We start from the raw sequence: 22,403 nt of genomic DNA on the forward strand, positions 1-22,403 counted from the left end.
TGTTCGGCGGGCAGTCTGTGGATCGGCGCGGGGGTCTGGGGCCGATCGTCGCCGTATATGGCTACGGTCGTGGCGACCGACGCCCACGGTGTCTCGACCACGCAGAACATATTCCTGGATCTTGAGCATAACCTCCAGAGCGATCTGTCAGGAGCGACCGTCTCGGCGGTTTCCTCGCTCGAGGAGACCGCCGCCATTGGTACCGTGGTGGGCTTCCATGCCGTGGCAATTCTCTACGAGCATGTGGGGCATTTCGGGCGTAAATGACGCCTCCGGGCATTTCGACGTCCAGAATGGGATGCTGTGCGAGCGCAGAAACCGCGATCCGCCGCGCCGCGCCGCGATCAAGGAAGCCCTTGACCTAGCGGTTGCGGATCATCCGGTCGTACAGGCAGGTCCAGCATGCTGTCTCGCCCGGGTGCAGGCCTGCACGTCCTCGGAGATCGGCATCATGAGCCTCTTCACATCGCCCTTCGATCCCGCGCGCGAGGCAGCCCTGGTGACCGGCGCCGATTGGACGACGGAGGACAGACCCATTACGATCTGCCCCTCCTTATTGTGAATAGGCGCCCAACATTGACCCCGTCATCATGAGGTCGATCAGGTACTTAGAATGCCGATCGGCGCTCGGACCCCACGCCGAGTAACACAGGCTAATGCGGTGGAGCGAAGCCGCGTGCAGAATGGGAGCCTCGACGACTCCACCTTTGGCCTCAGTGTACACTCGCGCGCTGGGGCCATTTTTATCGAGCCTAAGGCTCCACTATGATCCGGAAGGCGTTCCTCTGTTCGGCCGTAGCCCGAGCCCGATCCAGTGCCGCCGGGTAGATCATCTGCTCGTTGAGCTTGACCTCGTAAAGGATCGCGCCGGTCTCCGACACTAGCGTGAATAGCCAGAACCGGCGGCCGGCTGGCGGGTGCCCATGTTCGCGTTCATAGCGAGCGGTGTAGACTTCGACGTCAGCCATCAGGGTTGCCGTTTCGGCTCTCAGAAAGAGACAGCCTTCTGCAACCGCCGATGGAGAGCAACGCCGGGCTTTTACGGGCGCTGAATCAGCCGGAGACGCCCTTGGCGAAGTTAATCACCTCGCTCCAATCCATCCGGTATCGAACCAAGCGCAGGCCGGGGACCGTCACCTGGACGCCAAATGCTGATAACGATAGCGCGTCCATCCTTGTTTGGCCCGTTTTATGCTTGACCACTGATTGGCAAAGAGGGGGCGGGAATGATTGCTGAGCACTTCCTAGTCTGGACTGCGTTATTGGGTGTCGCGGCCTTCCTAGCCTTTTCCACACAGTGATTGGCATCGTGCTCGCTTGGCTTAGCCTGTTTTTTGCTTCGAGATGCCTACGGAGGAAAGCGCAATGAGGCGGGACCTTTGGCTATCTGCGGTGAAATACTTGTCACTGGCGCAGCCTGGACCTTTTGGGGCAATCCGGTGAATGTGCCGCGTATGCGCGGGCTCCAGGCGCTGGCTGTAGATCGCGACCTGAGACTCGCCTCCCAACGAAGTCCAAATATGCGGGACGAGCGTTAGGGTCAATCGCACCGTGTGACGGCTGTGATCTATGTCGCTGCCCGGCTGGGCCTTGCCGAATTGCTGCGCGACGGACCGCGAACGGTCGACGAACTTGCGAGCCGAACCCGCGCGGACCGGGACGCACTGGCCCGCTTGCTCGTCGCTCTCTCGACCGTCGGCATTTGCTCTCGCGGCGAAGGCCGCTACTTGCTAACCGAACTGGGCGCGGGACTCGACGGTGCTGCTGAGCGATCGTTCAAGAACTGGGTCATCTTTGAAGGCTCCATGCTGGTCAGGAGGTGGGAGGGTCTTCTGGATTCGATCATGTCGGGGAAGGCGGCTGCCCAACTCCAGGACGTCGACGACAATTTCGATCTGATGGCGCGCACGCCAGAGCATGTGCGGATATTCAATGAAGCGATGACAGACCTGACACGGCTGGTCACGCACGATCTGCTGCAGGCCTACGACTTTGGCACGATCTTCCCACTTGATGGATGTCGGAGGCGGCTCTGGGGAACTCATGGGCGCGGTGGCGAGGGCATATTCAACCATCAGAGGAACGGTTGTCGATTTGCCGAGGTGCGCCGACGCCGCCAACCAGCACTTCGGGCACCTCGGAATCTCCGACCGCGTCGACTTTGTTGCAGGCGATTTCTTTCACGCGGTGCCTGCAGTGGCCGATGCGATCATCTTGAAAAGCGTTATTCACGACTGGGATGATGAGCGCAGCCGCGTCATTTTGGGAAACTGCCGCAAAGCGCTTCCCCAAAAAGGCAGACTGCTATTAGTCGAACGTGCGGTGCCGGAATTGCCCGGTACCGATGACGCGGGCAGGTCGTGCGCGATGAGCGATTTAAACATGCTGCGCGGTCCAGGTGGACGGGAACGGACCGAAAGGGAATATTATCGGCTCCTGACCGAGAGTGGCTTCCGTCCCATCGCGGTTCTCCGCGCCGGCCGATTTAATCTGACCGAGTCGCGGATTTGTTGAGGCTTGGAAGCCGGCCGCGGCTATGCGGCGATGCGCCAGAGGCGGACAAACACGCTGCAACGAGTGGGGCGTGTTATTCGATGACATCATCGGCCTTAGCAAGCTCTCGCACTGTTGATCAAACCACCTATGCAAGGCCGTCTTAAAATGCTGCAATGAGCTTGGCGAAGTCCTCGCCCGAGCGGCTACTCGGAAGGTCTATCGCATTGAAATAGTTGGCGATCCGGCAGGATTCGAACCTGCAACCCGCCGAGTAGAAATCCGCTACTCGCTGAGCCTCTGCAGCATTTACCCGCATCGCTCCCTTGCGGGCCTCCATTGACCGAAGGATGTCGATCGTCCAGCGATGCTGGCGCTTGGCTTCTGAATTTGTATCAAGGCGCTGCCGCACAGCCTCGGGCAGACCCTCATGCTCCGATCGCGTAGCCGGTTGTGCATTGCGATTTGAGCGACCAATCGGCGTTCGTGGGGCAAAGTGCAGCTCACTCTGGATCCCAGGGGCGTCTTGCTGGTCCCCTCGGGTGCTTCGTCTCTGCCCGCAGGACCGATTGCTGCGTCAAGCGCATGGACCGCAACAAGCGGATGATCGCGGCGGTCTCGGTCGCCTGGAGCTGGAGCAAGGCGCCAAATTCCTTGCGATCGAAATTCCCCTGCTCGAGCACCTGGCCGATCAGCTGAGCGACCCGACGGGCCGCGATCACGTGTCGGCTATACTGGCTCAGGAGTGCGAAGTTAGCGCGCATGAAGTGGCCGGGGGGCATCGCGCCAACAACCGCACGCCACTCGTCGGCTTCCTCATCGGTCAGTTCGTATGGGGCGTCAGGGCGTTGAATGATCTCGGTCGGATTGTCCGGCACCATCAGCGCTGCCATGGATGGGCGGCCTCGGATACCCATTACACACGTCCTTCTTGTAGCATCGGGCTGGAATTTACCGGTAATTGTACAGCTTTATGGTGGCCGCTCGATGGACCGGGTCGGTAAGCCAAGGGGGCGGTCAGAAAAAGTAGTCCCCCCGCCCATTCTCCGTCGCACGCACTCCAGACGCACGCTGAGCGTCAGAACCGCGGATATGCCTTCAGCCTGCACGCCGCCGGAAGGCTCTCCGCCGAGACCGGGAATATAAGAAGGTTAGCCAGCCTCCTAGGACTAGGCGCGATGCAACCGGCGCACGTCAAGTGACATGCTGTTATCGTCGATCGGGCGAACTCGCCTTTTGCATGAGTTTGTCACGACGTGATGAATTATATCACAAAACGGCGCCGCCGCTGGCGAACTTTCCGCTGCCAGGCTCCGCTGCGCGCTGGATGAATGGAAGGGGTTAGGGGGTTTGACGGGGTTTGCTGCGAGGCTGCCTGAAAAAGAAATGTGTGTTTTGCGGTTAGTGGGAATCAAGAATCTTAAATACGGGAAGGCCTAAAACAAAGCCCGCCAAACCCCTAACCCTTCCCCGGTGCACAGCATTCATTCAACGTGAACGTGATATATAAGCTCGTTATCTTTCCGTTTTGCCCGCAGGACGAGCGTGCGGTCACCGCCTTTGACAGGCCCGTCGAGGTGGCTTTTCAGCCGCTTACCGGTGCTTTTTGCCGTAGCGGTGAAGCCAAATGGCGCACCAGGGAACAGGAACTCGCTCAGGGTGGCGCCGCGCAGGTTTAATGATGACTCATTGATGATTGCTGCTACCTCAACCGCCTTGAACTCCCTCTTCGGCCACTCCTCCGCCATAGCAGCGAGAGCGTCGGCGAGCGAGGCGGATTCCTCGTCATCCTCCTCTTGCGCAAGAAACAGCTTCTGGAAGTCGACCTCGGCGACGTCCTCAGGTTCTGGGGCGTGCTGCTTGGCGGCGTGCTCGACGGCGGAGCCAATGATCCGCCACCACATCTTGAATCGCGTCTTTGATGGCGCATCGCGGGCTATCTTAAGCGTCGGATTGCCAAGCAGAATCGTGTAGAGAGCCCGCAGAATCTCGGCGCGGTTATCCTCTGTCCTATCCAACCGGGTCGGGATGTTTGAACTCCCGGTTTTCCGGGTCAGGGCGGTCAACGTCGAGGCGGATGTGAAGGCTGCGCGAAGCGAGATCGCCACGCGGGCCGATGTTGTTGCCGGTGAAGAGGTGGATGGTTGAGGCTGCAGTCGCGACCATCTCACTGACGCCGAGCCGACGGTCGGAATAGTAGGCGGAGGTGCATGATTTCTCAATATGTGGGCAGCTAATCTGGGTGCCGCGCACAATATTGTCCCAGAGAATGTAGGCGGCACCGGTCAGGAAGTGACTCAGCAATGCCTTCCTGCGCTCTTCCTCGTTCGTCGACCATGCCGATGCGGCTGGCTGTATTCCGGTTACGGCCATGATCAGCATGATGATGGTTGTGGTCTTGCCTCCGCCTCTGCGCCCAGCGGTGACAAAAAAGGTCGGTCTATCAGGTAGCAGTGAGCGCTCGATGATGGTTAGTGCGAGGGCAATCAGGGTGCACTTGCCAGCGTAATCGGGGTGGCAACATCGCACAGCCACTGATCGCACAGAAACTGCATTGCCTCTCGCACCGCTTTACTGGTGCACTCTTTTCGTTCAGGCATTTCCGCCATCAACTCACTTGGAATGTTGAACTCGATGCCGCGAAGCCGATCGAGGCCTTCTGGCGCAAGTAATACTCCATCGGCCAGGACGATGGGCAGGGTGGCAACAGCGACTAGAGTTGGCAGCGTGTCGTCGTCGTGACGTTGCAAGTAGTGCCGGACGAATTGTATTGGTAGGTGCACGGATCGGCCTTTGATATCGACGAAGTCGATGTACTTCTCGATCTTCTCGGCAAGCTCCATTTCGTTCATGCGCTTAATTACCCATTGCTCGGGTGGAGGCAGCTTAGTCATGATCGTGGTCCTCAGCGTTGGCTTCGTTCGGGGTGAAGGCGTGTGTGTTCGGAATAGCAATCTTGCACACTCGCGCAATGACACCGTCGATATCGCGTGTTGGCGGCTTTGCGGCTGACGAGTCACCAAGAACGTCATTGAGCACGCCCATCTGCGGCAGCCACGGCGCATCCAGCGCCGGTTTCATGATCTGGGGACGTGGATCTATACGGTTGGCGAAGCGGCGTTCGCGCTCCTGCTCCTCGTGCTTGGCGGTGTACTCTTTCTGTGCCACTTTGAGCATGGCTGAGACCGTCCGCTTGTTGGCGCCGCTTCGCTCCGCGGCCAGGTTGCGCAGATCCTCCAACTCCAGATCGTCGAGATCGGCGGCAGCGGCGAGTTGGACAAACATTTTAGCCGCGACGTTACTATCTGCTCGCTCCATCGCCGCCCGTACGGCGCGTGCATCTAGCTTCAGCTCGTAGACGGTGCGGCCGTGAGCGAAGCTGTGGATCCATAGTGTGCCATCCGGCCGGCGCATAATCTTTGCTTTGCAAGGCCCGTATTCAATGCCCTCAAGCGGATCAGCCATGGTAGCGCCATCGAATCGATCCGGATCCGCCAGCACGTCGGCGACGGTACAAGCGGCGAAGTCAGGATCATCAAACGGCAGCACGACAGCAGGGAGCAGGATGCCATTGCGCTGGCGGGCGACTATCCGCTCCGCATCGTGCGCCGACACGCCCCTCTGTTCAACGATATACGCCGCCTGCTCAGCGATGAACGCGGCGCGCACCTCCGCTGATTCGGATGAGAGTCGGTAAGCCTCCTTTGCCTTCAGCTCACGAAGCTTGGCATTCTCGACAATCGTCAACGGCGGACACGCCGCGACTGTATCCAGCACTTCGCCATTAGTGGCGACGGGACGCCTGCTTTCCTGGTCCTGCTGGAGCGGCGGCAGCAAGATCGGGTCACCTTCGAACACAAGGCGTTCGGGGCCAGCGACGCAGCGATCGACTATCGAGCGATCTAGCAGCTGCCCGCCGGCACCTACCATCATCCAGCCCAGGCCGGCGAGCCAACATCGATCGTGGAACGATCGTAAGAACCGTTCAATGTCGCTCCCATCCTCCACTACGACATAAATGTGCAAACCACCCGACCCAGGCAGCTTCTCCCCCGTATCGGACCGCGACAGCCCGGCACTTGTTGAGCGGCGCATCACGTACGCTACGGCGCGCAAGGCCGGCAGCACCGATAGTAACGCCGGCCAGTAGCCGCAAAGCTGCGTCAACCTAGCTGCAACTGTTTCCGGCATGCCCTTGGTGTCGTAATCCAGTAGCGCGAATGCTGGTCGCCCGTTTCGGTAAATGATGCTATCTCCGGTCCGGGCGATGACGTCCTGCTCGGTGCCTTTCAGTTTCGCCTTGGTGACGACCTGCACTCGTTCTGGCAGGCCGGTTCGGAGCGCTCCGAGTGCAATCGCCTGACTTGAAGCAAGCCGTTTGATCAGTGCGGCAAGCTGCTCAACATTCGCGATCTGAGCGCGCTGCGCAACGCCATCTGACATCACGCAGGTACTCCCATCGCTCTTGACCGAGCCGTCCGCTAAAAGCGAAATCTGTTTGGTGAGCGGACCATCCGACTTAGTGAAGACGGTGATTTCAACATGCGGCTTGAATTGTTCCCGCTGCTGATTAGCACCTGCTTTCCTGCGCGTGCTCACGGTCTCAGGCTCCGTGCCCGTGGGGAAGAGAAGTGAACCATTCACTCATTTACAGCTTCCCCAATTCGCCCCGGTTCCGGCATCCACGCGCAGCGGCACCATCAGCTTCACAACGTGTTCCATCAGGTGCTTGAGTTCGCACAGGGCTTCGCGTCCGGCCTTGTCGTCGTGATAGCTGCCATCCAGCTCATCGTGGACCGTGAGGTGCGGCGCGCCGAGCACGTCGCATATCCCGCTCTCCCAGATGTTGACCATCGCCAACTTCATAATGTCCGCTGCCGAACCCTGGATACGGGCATTCAGCGCGGCATGGGTAAAAGCACGCCGCGATCCTCGCCTCCGTGTGCGGAAATACATAACTTCGTCGCCCCGGCGAATTTCCCACATATTGAACCGGCGGATCCGCCCGAGCAGTGTCTCGATCTCACCGGTGCGGGCGGCGAGCTGCATATATCCGTTGGAGAGTTGTTTGATGAAGGGTGCTCGAAGATGATACTCGTTCAACAGCGCGGCGCCTTTTTCCCGGCTTAGGCCGAGGGATAGGGAGAGCCTACTAACGCCTTCTCCATAAGCGATGCCGAAGTTCACGGTCTTCGCGGCGTCGCGGGGTAGCCCGGTCATATCGGCGATAATCTGATGGAAGTCGGCGTGGTCGTCATTGCTGTACTGATCGGCGGCGGCCTGTGCTCCTGGCAACTTCCGTGAAGCTGCATCGTCGACAATTAGTCTGTATTCAACCTGTGACCAATCGTTCTGGAACCATCGCTGATTGTCTTCAGGGATGAATATCGATCGGATCATTTTGCCTTCGGAGCTACGAACGGGAATTTGCTGGAGATTGGGTTGGCTTGAGGATAGCCGGCCGCTCACGGTGCCAAAGGCATCGGATCGGAGCTGGTTGAAATTCGTGTAGATGCGGCCATTGACGTGACCGTCGAGGATGAAACCCTTGATGAAGGTTTCGCGGAGTTTGTCGAGGTAACGGACTTTTCTGATCAGATTAGTGACGGGATGCGGGTGGTATTCCAGCCACGCCTTGGTAAATGACGGAGCGTCGGTTTTGGGCGTGCGCGGATATTGGAGGCCAAGATGGTCAAACACCCTGGCGAGGCTGCGCGCGTTCCACGGCGCGATGCCAACTCCGGTCATCCGCTTGATTGCCGCGGATGCTTCAATTTGCTGGGCAGTAAATTCCTTGTAGAGCCGCTCGGCACGATCGAGGTCGACCCGGACACCCCGCTGACGCATAGCCAGCAGCATCGGCATCAGTCTCGATTCCATCAGGAACAAGTCCCACAGCCGCCCCTTCTTTTTTAGCTCGACTTCCTGCTTCGCAAAAATGCGTAACGGCAAGTCGACGTCGCCGACGGCGTATGGCGCGACAATCTCAGATGGTGCGCGCCAGATGTTTGCCTTCGGGTTCTTCTTGCCGAAGTGTTCGACGATCCAGGCGTCAAGCTGACCTTGGACCTTGCTTTCGCCGAGGTAGTGCTGCGCCAAAGTTTCGAGCGAATAGCTAAGGCGCGTTTCGTCGAGTAGCGGCTCAGCAATCTGGACGTCGTAGAATGGCCCAGTGACTTTCACGCCAGCGGCGGACAAGAAGGCGAGGTCGTAAAGCAGGCTGGCGCCAATCTTCGGAACGCTCGACTGCATCTCGTGGTTCAGCCACGAAAGGACGTCAGCCCTAGGCAGGTTCGATCCGCTCTCATGGGCAATCGGGAAGTAGTGGCGGTAGCCAGCTTCGGTTCCAACAGCGATCCCGGCAATGAAGCCATTGCGATGCGGGCCTGGGCCGCGTGTCTTTAGATCAGGGTCAAATGTTTCGCAGTCAATACTTATGGCCCCTTGACCGGCAAGGGAAGGGAAATGCTTCGCATCGATAGCGCATTGCCCGGTATTGCGCGCGATCGCGGTCATTGTAGGAACTTTCTATCGGGCGTTTCCCGCTATGGTCATGGGCAATGCGCCATAGACCGCGTTCGCAAAACCGCGGCCATTTCCTCGTCCGTCGGATTCGAGAGCGGAATCAAGTAACGCGCGTTGCGGTCGTTTCTGAGGGCGTCGAAGTTTTCGTTGATGCCGAAGCGCCCCATCTGAGCGGGCGTCGCAATCACGTTTTCGATGTAATCTTTCTTCCAAGTCATTTGGGTTCCCACTGGTTGGCGCGCGATATTGGTCTGCGATATCGAACGCAGCGACGGCGCTAAACATCAGCTACCGGCGAATTGGCGCCGACGGCCAAAAGTTCCAAGAGTGCATCGCGGGGGACGAGCCGGCGTTTGCGGATTTTGATCGTGCGGAGATCGCCGGTTGAAATCAGAACGTAAAGGGTGGCGCGGCTGACGCCGATCAGGCGCGCAGCATCCTCTACACTAAGCGCCAAAGAGTCGGAATCGGGCACGGCGCCATCGTCTCGACCTCCGTGCCGGTGCTGGACGCGATGAGCTCGCTGAGGAGCAGGTTTCGACTGTGCCACCTGCGTGGCCGGCCCGGCCGACTGATTGGCCTGTTTGAGCCCGGCCTTCAGTTTCACGTAAGCTTTACGTTCGCGAGGAGAGAGTGTTTTGGATATGGTATCCATCGAGGACCACTCCGTTGACAGGTGGCCCACGATAGTTCGCAATCGTTGGTGCGCACCGACTGCGAAAATTTCGTCGACCACTCCGGTGATAGGTGGTCCACGATAGTTCGCAGTGGTTGGTGCACACCAACCTGTGAAATTCGGTTATTTCGATGCCATCAGCCGCCAGCCGATACGGGTTCCGAAATGCGCATCGACGGCAGCACCGAGCGCGACGAGCGGGCCTGTGCAGGTATCCTGCACCCGATCATCGGTAAACCCGACGCGGCCGGTCAGCTCAAAAACGGCAAACCGGATCGCGGCGGCAAGTCCATTGGCCGCCTCATTGCGCTGGTTGCCGCGTCTGTCATCCGCGGGTGTGTTGGCTAGGCGGCATCGTGCCTCCATGATCCCCGCCAGAGCGTCCAAGGCAGGAGGACCAATTAATACGCCATCAATCCCAACCAGTTTATGCCGGAGGGAGGGGCGTCGAAAACCGACCAGCAGGCCGAATTTTAGTTTGCGTTTGACTTTGATGACGGGCGTTCGAGGAGGATGCCAAACAAGGTGCCGACATCGAGGCGACACCGCCGCCCAGGCCTTGATCCAGCGACCCTTTGACCGGGATCGGGCGGCGCGTTCGAGCCGGGCGAGTTCGTTGGCGAGACCACGGTCCGCAAGCCGTGGTCCAACCCGGAAGCCTTTCTTGATGTTACCCTTGAGGTCGTAGGTGCCGCCTCCGCGGGCGCGGAGGTCGAGCAACCGGCTGTTGACGCTGAAGGCGTGTTGCACCACCGTCTCGTTCGGCCGACCGGTGCTATTGATTTTGGCCAGGTAACCGATCAACCAATCGACATCGGGCGGCACCGCGGCGCCAGCGAGCGGGTTGATGGACCAGAGCCTGTTCATTCGATTTGTGTCGGCGTCTTCATGTCACGCCTTCCTGTCGCAGCTCATGCCGACTTCAATATAGTGTGCCTTTTGCTCGCCTGCGATAACGGAACAATTTTATCACCGCCCACGGCCATGGCGGTGATGTGGTCGGCCCACCACTGCAGCATTCGCCGACGATCAGGCATCCACTCCGCAGCGTTGTAGGCACGCCGAACTTCATTTCTCTCAACGTGCGCAAGCTGGCGCTCGATCCAATCACGGTTGAAGAGATTGCTCTCATTCAGGATTGTGGAAGCCACAGCTCGGAAGCCGTGTGTAGTGGCGCGGCCGTGATATCCCATCCGGTAGAGGGCATAGAGCATCGTGTTGCTGGACATGCATCCCTCTTTGCCCGGCGATGGGAAAATGTTGGGACTACTGCCCGAGAGGGTGCGTAGTTCGCGCAACACCGTGACAGCCTGGTGCGATAAAGGTACCAAGTGCTCAAGTCGCATTTTCATGCGTTCGGCGGGAATGCGCCACTGAGCGGAATTTCCATCAAGGTTCTCCAGTTCGTTCCACTTCCCCGCGCGCAATTCTGTGGTTCGGAGAAACGTTAAAGTCACGAGCTTCAACGCAAGTTTGGTTTGCTGATCGCCGCTGTAGGTCTCCAGTTTTTGCAAGAACGTCGGTAACTCCAGAAGTGGCATTGCCCTGTGACGCTGCGGTTCCCCTGTAGCCCGTAAAGCGCCCTTGAGATCAGCGGATGGATCCCGCTTCGCCCGGCCTGTCACGATTGCGAAGCGCAGTACCTGGCCGACAAGCTGCTTTAGTCGGCGTGCCGTTTCGTTTGCCCCGCGCTTCTCAACTTTGCGCAACATATCGAGCAGTTCCGGTGGTTCGAGTTCGGCAATTGGACGCCGACCAATCGCTGGAAAGATGTCTGCCTCCAAACGCCGGAGAATCTGGCCGGCGTAGTAGGGCGTACGGCGTACGAGCGTCCTTCCAGTTGTCGTGCCATTCGCGCGCGACCGCTTCGAAAGAATTGCCAGTGGCCACCTTTGCAGCCCGTATACGTTCTCGTTTCACCACGGAAGGATCGAGGTTGGCAGCTAAACTGCGCTTGGCATCATCACGCGCCGCACGTGCCTCCATGAGCCCCACAGCAGGATAGACGCCGAGCGCGAGCGTGCGTTGCTTGCCATGCCACCGGTATGCCAAGCGCCAGTACTTTGCCCCATCTGCGTTGACCAATAAGTGCAAGCCGCCCCCATCGGAAAGCTTGTACGGATTGAATTGGCCCTTCGCATTTCGGCACTTCACATCCGTTAATGGCATGTTGGTATCTGGTTTCCCGCATCAATAACCTACCAACAAACATACCAACAAAATCGTTGGATGTCAGCACACGGAAGGCGGACGTCGGCGGACATCTGGAGATGAAAATATCCTGGAAAAATGGGATCAATCCCGACTTTGGCGGACGGCGGCAGATGCTTACGGATGTAGGCGGATGATCAATTTGGTGGGCCCGGCAGGACTCGAACCCGCAACCAGACCGTTTTGAGCGATCGAACCGATCTGACCAGCCATCGGGTGCGGCGTTCTCTTCGCAGCAAGGACCCTCAGTTGATTTGACCCGGCTTGGCTCATTTCAGAGACAGGACGCCTTTCAGCGGGTGTCATCGTCTTCCGCGAATCGTGCACTGTGCCCTTGCCGCGACGCGCATTGGCGCGCGTGCCCGCGCCCTGATGCTACGGCGCAGAGTCGGGGAGTTCGGCATCTGCTTAACGCACGTCTATATAATCAGTATAGCACCTTATATGCATTCTGCATGCTGGCAGATCGTCCAGTCAAATGAATGGATTTTCGGAATAAAATCGTATAGATAAGCCATTTTAGCAGCTCTTCCGGGAGCGTCGGGTTTGTCTTGCATTGCTCGTAAAGGGATGTATACTGATTAAAATTCGAGGCGGTTTCCGAGGTGTTGGGATGGCGTGGCGAAAAGCAATTGCCGTGGACGAACTGAAGCCCAACGGCGTGACGGGTGTCGAGATCGACGGCAGGACCGTGGCGCTCTATCTCCTTGATGGTGAGGTCTTCGCCACGCATGGCATATGCACCCACGCGCTAGCCTTTCTTGCTGATGGATTCGTTGACGGCGGCACAATCGAGTGTCCGCTGCACCAGGGCATGTTCGATATCAGATCGGGAAAAGCGCTCTGCTCTCCGGTCACGAAGGACCTTGAGACCTATTCGGCCAAGGTCGAGGAGGGCGAGGTGTTTGTCGATCTCGATGGAGATAAGAAGGCTGCGCCCAAGCGTCAGGCGGAGGTCTGCGCCCAGAGGAGATCGCCTTCCCGTCGGGCAGTCGTCGTTGTGGGCGCCGGTCAGGCGGCTGCAGCGGCAATTCGCAGCATGCGAGCTAGTGGCTTCGCCGGCACGGTAGATCTCGTCGGAAGGGAGGAGCACCTGCCGTACGAGCGTCCGCCGCTTTCAAAGGATATTCTCCTTGGAAAGGCGTCGATCGAATCCTGTGGGCGGCTGGCTGAAGCCGATGTGGCTGCCCTCGACGTCAAGACCCATCTCGGGTGCTCCGTTACCCGGATCGATTCAGCTGCCAGGATCGCGTTCCTGAATAACGGGACTGAGCTTCGATATGATGCGCTTCTGCTGGCGACCGGCGGAGTTCCGCGGCGACTTTCCATTGCCGGCGCCGATCTGCCGGGTGTGCACTATCTGCGCACGATCGAGGATGCCGAATCCATGAGGCAATCGCTCGCAAGGGCGAAGCGTCTCGTCATCGTCGGCGGCGGCTTCATCGGTCTTGAACTTGCTTCGGTCGCTGCGACGCTCGGGGTCGCCACCGTCCTCCTCGAGCGCGAAACCGAACTGATGGCCCGTGTGCTGCCGCCGTCATTGGGGCGCAGCTTTCGCTCTCTTGCCGAGCGCCACGGCGTTTCCGTTTTGCGGGGCGTACAAGTTCTAGATATCCGCCGCGACGGTGAGGGCCTGGTGGTCAATACGTCCGCCGGCGCTTTCGTTGCAGATACCATCTGCGTCGGTGTCGGGTTGGCCCCCGAGACGGAACTGGCGACCGCGGCCGGCTGCGAGGTGGGCGGCGGCATCGTTGTCGACGCAGAGCAAAGGACCAACGTCGCGGGAATATGGGCGGCAGGGGACTGCGCGCTGCATTGCCGTCCGGTTAGGGGGCGCTCCTGCCGTTTCGAGAGTTGGCACAATGCGGAGCAGCAAGGTGCAGCCGCGGGGCAATCGATTGCTGGGGCTTCGCCGAGGACGCATGCGCAGGCCCCCTGGTTCTGGACCGACCAGTTTGGCCTGAACATCCAGATACTCGGGGTCTCGTCACCGGGCGACAAAGTCGCGCTCACAGGCTGCGATGGCGAACCTGGCGCCGTCTACCGCACGATTGATCCGGACACCGGACGGCTTACCAGCGTGGTCGCGTTTTCTGATCCTGCCGCGATACGGCAGGCGCGCAAGGAGCTCGAAAACCCTGACATGTTCGATATCGCCAAGGTTTCCGCTGCTCTGCTCACGAGTGACGGCAAAGAGGAGATTACCCAGGTGGTGAACGAGAGGTCGGTGACGACGACGTCGAAGCAATATGTCTGGCCATCCGAGGGGCTCACCAGGGTGCCTGATTGGGTCTACACGGACGACGACATCTACCGGCGCGAAGTCGAAAGGATCTTTCACGGGCGAACATGGAATTACGTCGCGCTGGAGAGTGAGCTTCCCGACGTTGGCGATTTCATCCGTTCCAATGTGGGACCGACGCCCGTCGTGGTATCGCGCGCCGAGGACGGTTCGATCAACGTCTTCGAGAACCGCTGTGCTCATCGTGCGGCCGAGTTCTGTCGCGAGCTGAGCGGCAACGCCAAGGAATTCGTCTGTCCCTATCATCAGTGGTCCTACGACCTGAAGGGCAACCTGGCAGGGGTGCCGTTCCGCCGAGGAGTCGACGGCAAGGGCGGAATGCCGCGCGATTTCAAGAATGCAGACCACGGGCTCAGGCAGCTGAAAGTCACGACCCATCGCGGTGTTGTGTTCGCGTCGTACCTCCACGACATGGAGCCGTTGGTCGAATATCTCGGACCGGAGATTCTCCGCGAGTTCGAGGCGACGTTCGACGGGCGGAAGCCCAAGGTGCTCGGCCACTATCGCCACAGCCTTCCGGGAAACTGGAAGCTCTATCACGAGAACCTCAAGGATCCGTATCACGCAACGCTGCTGCATACGTTTCTGGTGACGTTCGGCCTGCTGGTCGCCGGCAACAAGTCATCTATGATTGCCGACCCCTCCGGTCGGCATGGCGTGATGGCATCGGCAAAATCGGACGTCAGCAAGCTCGACAACAGCACCAAGAAGGAGATGCGCGCCTACAAGGAAGGTATGCGGCTCGAGGAGCCGCGGTTCATGGATTTCGTCAGCGAGTTCGATAGTCCCTGGTCGGTGACCATGACGACGATCTGGCCCAATCTCATCGTGCAACGGGAGATGAACACTTTGGGCGTTCGGCAGATCGTCCCGACGGGACCGAACGAGTTCATCATGAAGTGGACCATGTTCGGCTTCGAGGGTGACGACGAGGAGATGACCCGCCATCGGTTGCGGCAAGGCAATCTGATGGGCCCGGCAGGATTCCTTGGCCTCGAAGACAACGAAGCCATCAAGTTTGTGCAGGACGGCATGCTCGCGGTCCCCGACGGCCAACATGTCGTCGAGCTGGATCCCGGGGTGATTGGCACCGCAGATACCTTGATCTCCGAGGCGTCGATACGCGCGATGTATCAGCATTGGCGCAGCGCGATGGAACTCTAACGAGAGATGCGGGCTATTCAGATGTTGGCCACCGATCCCACCTACACGGCACAAATTCACCAGCTGATGCTTCGGAACGCAATCGAGCAGTTTAACTGCCGGTACGCTGCCGCCCTCGACGAGCAACGTCTGTCGGACTGGAGCGAGATGTTCACGCCGGACGCAAGCTATGTCGTTTTGTCGCGCGAGAACGAAGATCGCGGCCATCCGGTTGGTCTCATCTATTGCGAGAACAGGGGCATGATTCGCGATCGGGCGTTCGCGCTGGAGAAAACCGCCATGTTTGCACCGCGGTATCTTCGCCACTTGATCAGCAATTTACAGTTGCTCGGCGAAGATGAGCACGGAAACATCAAGGCCCGGGCGAACTATATCGTCCTGCAGGTCTTGTTCGATCGCCCGGACGCGACCATTCACCAAGTCGGAACCTATTATGACGTGTTTCAGCGTTCCGACGAGGGCCTCAAGCTCAAGCAGCGCCGTTGCGTTTACGATAACCTGCTCGTTCCCAACGCGCTTTGCATTCCGGTGTGAAGCCTCTTGCGATCGGAGGACGACCACTGTGACTTTCGTGACGTCGGGAACGTTTTGGCAGGGCGCATGAGAGGATCATCATGAGCAGCGGCGGGGCGGTCGGTGAAGGTATCGGGGCGCGAGCGCAGCGCAAGGAGGATGCCCGGCACTTGCGTGGCCGGGGCCGGTTCGTCGGTGACATCCACATGCCTGGGCTACGGGAAGTGGCGTTCCTGCGCAGTCCGATCGCGCATGCGAAGATCCTGTCGAAGACGAAATCGCCGGATCACGCCGTCGACACCTTCTTCTCCGATGATCTCGTCGGCGTCGCGCCGATCGTTACGCGATCTTCCATTCCCGGATACAAGGTCTCGCAATATCCGATCCTGGCCACCGACAAGGTGCGCTTCGTCGGCGAACCCATTGCCATGTGCGTGGCAAAAAGCCGCGCGATCGCGGAAGACCTGATCGAGCAAGTCGAGATCGGTTACGACGAACTGCCGGCCGTCGTTTCGTGCGCGGGCGGTCGCCGTGACAACGCAGAACTTCTGCATCCGGAGTGGGGTGATAACCTGTTTCTGGAGACCTTCTTCGACAGCGGCGTCGACGAGGTCATCGCGAGGGCGCCGATCTCGGTCGAGCTCGAGATGTCATGCGCGCGACAGACGATGCATCCCATGGAAGGCAAGGGCGTGCTGGCCTGGTGGGATGATCGCGCCGATCAGCTCGTGGTGCACACCTCCACCCAGGTGCCGCACTTGATACGAGCCGGGCTCGCCGAGTGTCTCGGGATTGCGCAGGCGCAAATCAGGGTCGCCCCACCGGACGTCGGAGGCGGCTTCGGCTACAAGTGCCAGCTGCAGCCCGAGGAGATTGCCGTCGCCTGGCTGGCTGCAACCTTCAAGAAGCCGTTCCGCTGGACCGAAGATCGCAGGGAACATCTCGTCGCCGGTGCCAACGCGCGGCAGCACGAATACCACATCAAGGCCTATGCTGACACGCAGGGGCGGCTTCTCGCGCTGGACGCGGAAGTGTCCGTCGACACGGGCGCGTACTCGGTATGGCCGTTCACGGCCTGCCTGGAAGCTGCGCAGGCCGGAGGAAACTTGCCCGGACCGTATCATCTGGCTGCGTACCGGTGCCGTACCTATTCGGTTGCGACCAACAAGCCGCCTTTCGCGCCTTATCGCGGTGTTGCGCGGCCTGGCGTCTGTTTTGCGATGGAGCAGGTCATTGACGCGATCGCGCAGAAGGTCGATCGCGAAGCATGGGAAGTCCGCCGGGACAATCTGGTCCCGGCTTCGGCGATGCCGTACACCAACATCACGAACAAGCATTACGACTCCGGTGACTACCCGGAGGCGCTCGTTGCCGCCAAGAACATGATCGGTCTCGAGGCATTCCGCGCAGGACCCAGGCGCGACGACAGGGGCCGTTATCTCGGCATCGGGTTTGCCAGTTTTACGGAGCAGTCCGCGCACGGCACCAAGGTGTTTGCGTCGTGGGGATTGCCGCTGGTGCCGGGGTTCGATCAGGCGCATGTGAAGTTGACGCCGGACGGCGCGCTTGAGGTCGCTGCGGGCATCCATACCATCGGGCAGGGTCTGGAGACGACGCTGGCGCAGATTGCTCACGAACAGACGCGTGTTCCGCTCAAGCACATCAGGGTCACGCTCGGCGATACGGCGATGACGCCGTTCTCCACTGGCGCCTACGCATCGCGCGGGATCGTCATGTCGGGTGGTGCGGTCTCGCGGGCCGCCGAGGTCGTTGCGGGTCGGATCAAGTCAATTGCCGCCCATTTGCTGCAAGTCGAGCCGGCCGCCGTCGGATTTGCCGAGGGGCGGATCTTTGCGGCGAATGCCAGTGTCTCTTACGAGGATATCGGACGCGCCTGGTATCTTCGCCCGGACCAGCTTCCCGAGACCGTGAACACGGCAGGCCTTGAGGCGACCGAGGGATACAAGCCGGACGTCGATACGGGCGTGTTTTCCTACGCCACGCACGCCGTTCGGCTCGCGGTCGACGCCGAGACCGGTCTGGTCGAGATCCTCGACTATGCGATCGTCGAGGATTGTGGACGCATGGTCAATCCGATGATTGTCGAGGGGCAGACCTATGGAGGGGCGGCGCAAGGTATCGGCACTGCGCTGTTCGAAGAGAGCCCGTACGACGACAACGCTCAACCGCTCGCCTCGACGCTGCTCGATTATATTCTGCCTGGTCCGACCGAGCTGCCGAGCTTCCGCATCGACCATCGCGAGACGCTGTCGCCTTACTCGGCTCACGGAATCAAGGGCGTCGGCGAAGGCGGCGCGATTGCGCCGCCTGCTGCGATCGTCAACGCGATCAACGATGCCTTGTCGCCGCTCAACGCTGCGATACGCCAGGTACCTGCGAGCCCACGGCGGATCCGTGAGGCAATTCGGCGCGCGCGTCCGTCGCAGGCGGCAGCTCCTGAAGCGGGCGTCGCGCGATGAAGTCGTCGGCGTTCGAGCTCAGGCATGCACGGACCCTCGGCGAGGCAACCGAACTCCTCGCTGCGGCCGATGGCGACGCCAAGGTGCTGGCTGGCGGCCAGTCGCTGGTGCCGATGCTGAACCTGAGGCTGGCCCGCCCCAAACTATTGATCGACATCAAGCGCGCGTCCGGCTTTCGGGAGCTTGCGGCCGACGACAGGGTGTTCTCGATCGGCGCCGGATGGACCCACGCCGAGATCGAGGATGGTGTGCTGGAGGACCCGACGCGCGGGCTGCTGCGATCAGTCGCACACGGGATCGCCTACAGAGCGGTGCGCAATCGCGGCACCATGGGCGGAAGCCTGGCGCATGCCGATCCGGCCGCAGACTGGGTCTCGACGCTGGCGGCACTGGGGGCCACGATCGTCGTCCAGGGTGGCGGCGAACGGCCGAAGCGCCATGCTGCCGAGAGCTTCGTCGACGGAGCGTTTGCGACCAAGCTCGGTGAGAGCGAGGTGATTTCCGCAATCGAGGTCCCGCGACTGTCGGCGGATGCATCCTGGGCCTACCACAAGATTTGCCGCAAGACCGGTGAATTCGCCAACGCAATCGGCGTTGTCGTTCTCGATCCGAAGGCGGGCCTGCAGCGGGTGCTTGCCGGTGCAACCAGCGGTTCGCCGGCGCTGCTGCCCAACACCGCCGCACGTCTCGCCGAGGCGGGGCCGCGTACGGCATGCGAGATCGTCGCAGAGGAAATCCGCGACGTTCTGCCGAATCTTGATCTCGACACGCAGGAATTGCACGCGGTCGCGGTTCGCCGGGCTCTGGCGATCTTGGGTGAAGGACAGCGCCGATGACGCAGGTGTCGATGACGGTCAACGGAGGCGTCGTCGTGGCGGATGTCGAGCCGCGCACGCTATTGGCGGACTTCTTGCGCGGCGAGCTTCAACTCACCGGAACGCATCTCGGATGCGAGCAGGGTGTCTGCGGTGCATGCACCGTTGTACTCGACGGCAGGATCCAGCGGTCGTGCATCACATTTGCCGCCGATTGCGATGGCGGCAACGTCACCACGATCGAAGGTTTTGACGATGATCCAACCATGCAGGAACTGCGCGAGGCGTTTTCCGAGCACCACGCCCTGCAATGCGGCTTTTGCACACCGGGAATGCTGACGACGGCACGAGATATCGTACTACGCCTCGGCGAAATCGATGAGCGCGCCCTGCGCGAGGAACTCTCCGGCAATCTCTGCCGATGCACTGGTTATGTCGGGATCGTCGCCGCGGTCAAGAAAGTCGCCGCAGGGAAGAAGCCCGATGTCGCGGCGGCTGCGGCTCCGGTAATCAGCAGGCTCGACGGCTCAAGGTCGCCGCCTGCACCCACTCCAGCGATAAATGCCGCCGTGACGCGGACGTCGGCTCCAGCCATGGCGGCATCGGTTGGTGAATCCGCAGGCAGCACCTCAATTGAGGAACGGGTGCGGGTGGCTGCGCCGGCCGAAAAGGTTTGGAGCCTGCTTTCGGACCTCCAACGGGTGGTCCCGTGTGTGCCCGGAGCCGAGATCACGTCACTCAACGGAGAAGATCTTGTCGGCAAGGTCAGGATCGCACTGGGCCCGATCAAGGTCACTTTCAACGGCCAGGCAAAGGTCGGGATGGATCCCTCCAAGCGGGAGGGGTGGCTGACCGGCCGCGGGCGCGATTCCGGGCAAGGGTCGTCCGCGGAGGGCAGCGCGCGCTGGACCGTCATCGCGGCCGGGGCAAGCGCGTCCCTGATTGCGGTCGTCCTGACCTGGAAGCTGAGCGGCCCCCTCGCTCAATTCAACCGAGCCGGACTGGTACACGACGTTGTGCGTCGGTTGGCGGCGACATTCGCCGAGAATCTCGAAGCCGCCATTACCGGGGCGGCTCCGCCTCGCCGAAAGACGCTCGGTGGCCTCGGATTGATCTGGTCCGTCATCAAGGCGCGCTTGTTGTCACAGCGATAGGGCCGCCGAAGCGGCCCCATCCCCAACACAATTGCCGGGCTCACCCCTGAGATAACGATGTATACTGATTAAAATTGGGTTGCTTCCAGCTATTCGTCCCGGCTGGCCGCCGACTTCCGTCGTGCGGATGCTGAGTTGGTGTCGGGCAGGCTGTATTTGCTGTTGCCTTCGATCAATTCGGTCACCATCGCGAGAAACGCTGCCCTGAACTCGGGACGCAGGGGCGCGAGGAAGCGATCCTGCGCACGGCGCATGCTGTCGTACATCTTGTCGGCGACCGCCTCGCCCTCCTTGGTCAGGAACGCCACCATCGAACGCCGGTCGGTTTGGCTGCGTTCGCGCCGCACCAGGCCGCGTTCCGACAGGCGGTTCAGAACATCTGCTACGTTCGTGCGATCGATGCCCACTTCACCACCAAGCGTGACCTGATCGATGCCTGGGTTGTTGAGCAGGGTCGTGATCAGGCCGTACTGCACCGGCGTGATGCCGAATTCCTGGCACTCCTCAAGGAAGATCGCCGAGTGGATCTGATGGAGGCGGCGAACCAGGTAGCCTGGGCGCGATGCCAGGGGCATCCGCGCCATCTCCACCTTGACTTCGGACCTCGTGGAATTGGTGGATGATTGCTTCTTCAACGTGCATTCCTTCCATTCTTTGAGCGGTCCGCGGTCAGAAAATGAGTGCCGAACGCCCCTTGACGGGCCGCCTAATTACTCAGTATACATCTCTTTATCGCGAGCGGTACCGCCGATTCCAGGATTGACCTGAGAATAACAACAATAAGATGGCGGCGCGCGAGGCAAACGGAGGATGGCTCATGAACAGGTTCACATCATCAATTCTCGCACTTATCCTCATGTCGGGTCTGGGTCCGGCCAAGGCTGGACCGGACGCCGTGACGGTCGGTGTCCTCAACGACCTCAGCGGCGTCTACTCGGATCTCGGTGGGCCCGGGTCCGTTGCGGCTGCGGAAATCGCGGTGGAGGAGTTCGGGCCAACCGTGATCGGCAAGCCGATCAAGGTGATGTCGGGAGATCACCAGAACAAGGCTGATGTCGGTTCGCAGTTGGCGCGTCGATGGTTCGATGTTGATCACGTCGACATGGTGGTCGACTTCCCCAACTCGGGCGTGGCACTGGCCGTCCAGGAGGTCGCAAGAGCGAAGAAGAAGATCGCGATCTATTCCACGGCGGCAACCATGGACCTTTCCGGCAAGGCCTGTTCGCCGACCGGGTTTCAATGGACCTACGACAACTATTCGAATGCGGCGGGCGTCGCCTCTGCCCTCGTGAAGAAGGGCTTTGACACCTGGTACTTCTTGACGGTCGACTATGCGTTCGGTCTTTCGCTCGAGGCGGAAGCTTCGAAAGCCGTCAAAGCCGCCGGCGGCAAGGTGGTGGGAGCTGCGCGCCATCCGCTGAACACACCGGATTTCTCCTCCTTCCTGCTTCAGGCTCAATCCTCCAAGGCAAAAGTCATCGCGTTCGCCAACGCCGGTGGCGACACGGTCAATGCCGTGAAGCAAGCCAACGAATTCCAGATCGTGCAAGGCGGGCAGACAATCGTCACGCCGGTCACATTCATCACCGACGTGCATAGTCTCGGTCTTCAGGTCGCTCAGGGGCTCACCTTCGTGACCGGCTACTACTGGGATCTGAACGACCAGACCCGTGCGTTCGCGGAGAAGTTCTACAAGAAACGTAAAGCGATGCCGACGATGGCGCAGGCCGGCGTCTATTCCGGCGTGCTTCACTACCTGAAAGCGGTGAAGGAGGCCGGCACCGACGACGGGATAGCGGTCGCCGAAAAGATGCGCGAGCTGCCGGTGCGGGACGCCTTTACACAGACCGGCTCGGTACGAGCCGACGGCCGGATGGTCCACGACATGTACCTCGTCGAGGTGAAGAAACCGTCGGAGTCGAAGGCGCCGTGGGACTACTACAAGGTTCTGGCGACCATTCCCGCGGCCGAGGCGTTCAAGCCTCTGGCTGAAAGCGAATGTCCCCTGGTGAAGTGACTGTCAGCGCCGTCCCGGTCGCGTCCGTCTCAGTTGTGACCGGGATCCGCCTA

General features: G+C 60.3%; 22 protein-coding genes and 1 pseudogene. 10 read left to right on the forward strand and 13 right to left on the reverse strand.

All coding sequences use genetic code 11. The features are described from left to right. Positions 1–69 precede the first annotated feature (69 nt). Positions 70–267 (forward strand): hypothetical protein, encoded by a 198-nt coding sequence (locus ACVWW1_RS01370; protein ID WP_456654571.1) that lies wholly within the window; start codon positions 70–72, stop codon positions 265–267. A 31-nt stretch (positions 268–298) separates the two neighbouring features. Next, positions 299–562 carry a hypothetical protein gene (locus ACVWW1_RS01375; RefSeq protein WP_456654572.1) on the forward strand — a complete coding sequence of 88 codons (264 nt, stop codon included), beginning with the start codon at positions 299–301 and terminating at the stop codon, positions 560–562. A gap of 190 nt (positions 563–752) precedes the next feature. Here ACVWW1_RS01375 and ACVWW1_RS01380 read toward each other — a convergent pair whose 3' ends face one another. After that, entirely contained in the window at positions 753–968 is a 216-nt protein-coding gene (locus tag ACVWW1_RS01380; RefSeq protein ID WP_456654573.1) for a hypothetical protein, read from the reverse strand. Positions 969–1,562: 594 nt separating this feature from the next. Between ACVWW1_RS01380 and ACVWW1_RS01385 the strand changes: the two are divergent. Together ACVWW1_RS01385 and ACVWW1_RS01390 are read left to right on the forward strand one after the other, a co-directional pair. Further along, positions 1,563–1,685, forward strand: a pseudogene (locus ACVWW1_RS01385) (hypothetical protein); the annotation flags it as partial. Between the two features lie 358 nt (positions 1,686–2,043). Continuing rightward, positions 2,044–2,514, forward strand: a complete 471-nt coding sequence (locus ACVWW1_RS01390; protein WP_456654574.1) for a methyltransferase — start codon at positions 2,044–2,046, stop codon at positions 2,512–2,514. A gap of 482 nt (positions 2,515–2,996) precedes the next feature. Here the strand turns inward: ACVWW1_RS01390 and ACVWW1_RS01395 are convergent, their stop codons facing one another. From ACVWW1_RS01395 to ACVWW1_RS01445, 11 genes are all read right to left on the reverse strand, one after another. Beyond that, a complete protein-coding gene (locus ACVWW1_RS01395; protein WP_456654575.1) occupies positions 2,997–3,386 on the reverse strand; it encodes a hypothetical protein in 390 nt (129 codons plus the stop codon). Between the two features lie 591 nt (positions 3,387–3,977). Continuing rightward, positions 3,978–4,559, reverse strand: a complete 582-nt coding sequence (locus tag ACVWW1_RS01400; protein WP_456654576.1) for a hypothetical protein — start codon at positions 4,557–4,559, stop codon at positions 3,978–3,980. Continuing rightward, on the reverse strand, positions 4,504–4,875 hold the full coding sequence (locus tag ACVWW1_RS01405; protein WP_456654577.1) for a hypothetical protein: 372 nt from the start codon (positions 4,873–4,875) through the stop codon (positions 4,504–4,506). The genes ACVWW1_RS01400 and ACVWW1_RS01405 overlap by 56 nt, the downstream gene beginning before the upstream one ends. Before the next feature lie 104 nt (positions 4,876–4,979). Next, complete coding sequence (locus ACVWW1_RS01410; RefSeq protein ID WP_456654578.1) at positions 4,980–5,387, reverse strand: hypothetical protein; 408 nt, start codon at positions 5,385–5,387, stop codon at positions 4,980–4,982. Continuing rightward, entirely contained in the window at positions 5,380–7,092 is a 1,713-nt protein-coding gene (locus ACVWW1_RS01415) for a hypothetical protein (RefSeq protein WP_456654579.1), read from the reverse strand. Before ACVWW1_RS01415 ends, ACVWW1_RS01410 begins: the two co-directional genes overlap by 8 nt. Positions 7,093–7,137: 45 nt before the next feature. Continuing rightward, positions 7,138–9,009, reverse strand: coding sequence for a DNA polymerase (locus ACVWW1_RS01420; protein ID WP_456654580.1), 1,872 nt, complete (start codon positions 9,007–9,009; stop codon positions 7,138–7,140). A 35-nt stretch (positions 9,010–9,044) separates the two neighbouring features. Next, on the reverse strand, positions 9,045–9,236 hold the full coding sequence (locus ACVWW1_RS01425) for a hypothetical protein (RefSeq protein ID WP_456654581.1): 192 nt from the start codon (positions 9,234–9,236) through the stop codon (positions 9,045–9,047). 59 nt (positions 9,237–9,295) lie between these two features. Continuing rightward, the gene (locus ACVWW1_RS01430; protein WP_456654582.1) at positions 9,296–9,673 is read right to left on the reverse strand and encodes a helix-turn-helix domain-containing protein; all 378 of its coding nucleotides are present in this window, start codon (positions 9,671–9,673) and stop codon (positions 9,296–9,298) included. A 144-nt stretch (positions 9,674–9,817) separates the two neighbouring features. Further along, a complete protein-coding gene (locus tag ACVWW1_RS01435; protein WP_456654583.1) occupies positions 9,818–10,561 on the reverse strand; it encodes a hypothetical protein in 744 nt (247 codons plus the stop codon). A gap of 44 nt (positions 10,562–10,605) precedes the next feature. Continuing rightward, complete coding sequence (locus tag ACVWW1_RS01440) at positions 10,606–11,478, reverse strand: tyrosine-type recombinase/integrase (protein ID WP_456654584.1); 873 nt, start codon at positions 11,476–11,478, stop codon at positions 10,606–10,608. Beyond that, on the reverse strand, positions 11,390–11,863 hold the full coding sequence (locus tag ACVWW1_RS01445; protein WP_456654585.1) for an Arm DNA-binding domain-containing protein: 474 nt from the start codon (positions 11,861–11,863) through the stop codon (positions 11,390–11,392). Before ACVWW1_RS01445 ends, ACVWW1_RS01440 begins: the two co-directional genes overlap by 89 nt. Before the next feature lie 655 nt (positions 11,864–12,518). On the opposite strand from ACVWW1_RS01445, the gene ACVWW1_RS01450 reads away from it, so the two are divergent. The 5 genes from ACVWW1_RS01450 (at position 12,519) to ACVWW1_RS01470 (ending at position 20,333) form a co-directional block, all read left to right on the forward strand. Further along, entirely contained in the window at positions 12,519–15,371 is a 2,853-nt protein-coding gene (locus ACVWW1_RS01450; RefSeq protein ID WP_456654586.1) for an FAD-dependent oxidoreductase, read from the forward strand. A 21-nt stretch (positions 15,372–15,392) separates the two neighbouring features. Continuing rightward, positions 15,393–15,905: an aromatic-ring-hydroxylating dioxygenase subunit beta gene (locus ACVWW1_RS01455; protein WP_456654587.1), complete on the forward strand. Its 513-nt coding sequence runs from the start codon at positions 15,393–15,395 to the stop codon at positions 15,903–15,905. Positions 15,906–15,985: 80 nt separating this feature from the next. Continuing rightward, positions 15,986–18,364 (forward strand): xanthine dehydrogenase family protein molybdopterin-binding subunit, encoded by a 2,379-nt coding sequence (locus ACVWW1_RS01460; protein WP_456654588.1) that lies wholly within the window; start codon positions 15,986–15,988, stop codon positions 18,362–18,364. Next, positions 18,361–19,200, forward strand: coding sequence for an FAD binding domain-containing protein (locus ACVWW1_RS01465; protein ID WP_456654589.1), 840 nt, complete (start codon positions 18,361–18,363; stop codon positions 19,198–19,200). The genes ACVWW1_RS01460 and ACVWW1_RS01465 overlap by 4 nt, the downstream gene beginning before the upstream one ends. Further along, positions 19,197–20,333 carry a xanthine dehydrogenase family Fe-S subunit gene (locus ACVWW1_RS01470; RefSeq protein ID WP_456654590.1) on the forward strand — a complete coding sequence of 379 codons (1,137 nt, stop codon included), beginning with the start codon at positions 19,197–19,199 and terminating at the stop codon, positions 20,331–20,333. Before ACVWW1_RS01465 ends, ACVWW1_RS01470 begins: the two co-directional genes overlap by 4 nt. 89 nt (positions 20,334–20,422) lie before the next feature. Here ACVWW1_RS01470 and ACVWW1_RS01475 read toward each other — a convergent pair whose 3' ends face one another. Beyond that, positions 20,423–20,968 (reverse strand): MarR family winged helix-turn-helix transcriptional regulator, encoded by a 546-nt coding sequence (locus tag ACVWW1_RS01475; RefSeq protein ID WP_207831594.1) that lies wholly within the window; start codon positions 20,966–20,968, stop codon positions 20,423–20,425. A gap of 149 nt (positions 20,969–21,117) precedes the next feature. Here ACVWW1_RS01475 and ACVWW1_RS01480 point away from each other — a divergent pair, with 149 nt between their 5' ends. Then, positions 21,118–22,350: an ABC transporter substrate-binding protein gene (locus ACVWW1_RS01480; protein ID WP_456654591.1), complete on the forward strand. Its 1,233-nt coding sequence runs from the start codon at positions 21,118–21,120 to the stop codon at positions 22,348–22,350. Positions 22,351–22,403: the final 53 nt, after the last annotated feature.

The organism is Bradyrhizobium sp. JR3.5 (assembly GCF_054057015.1).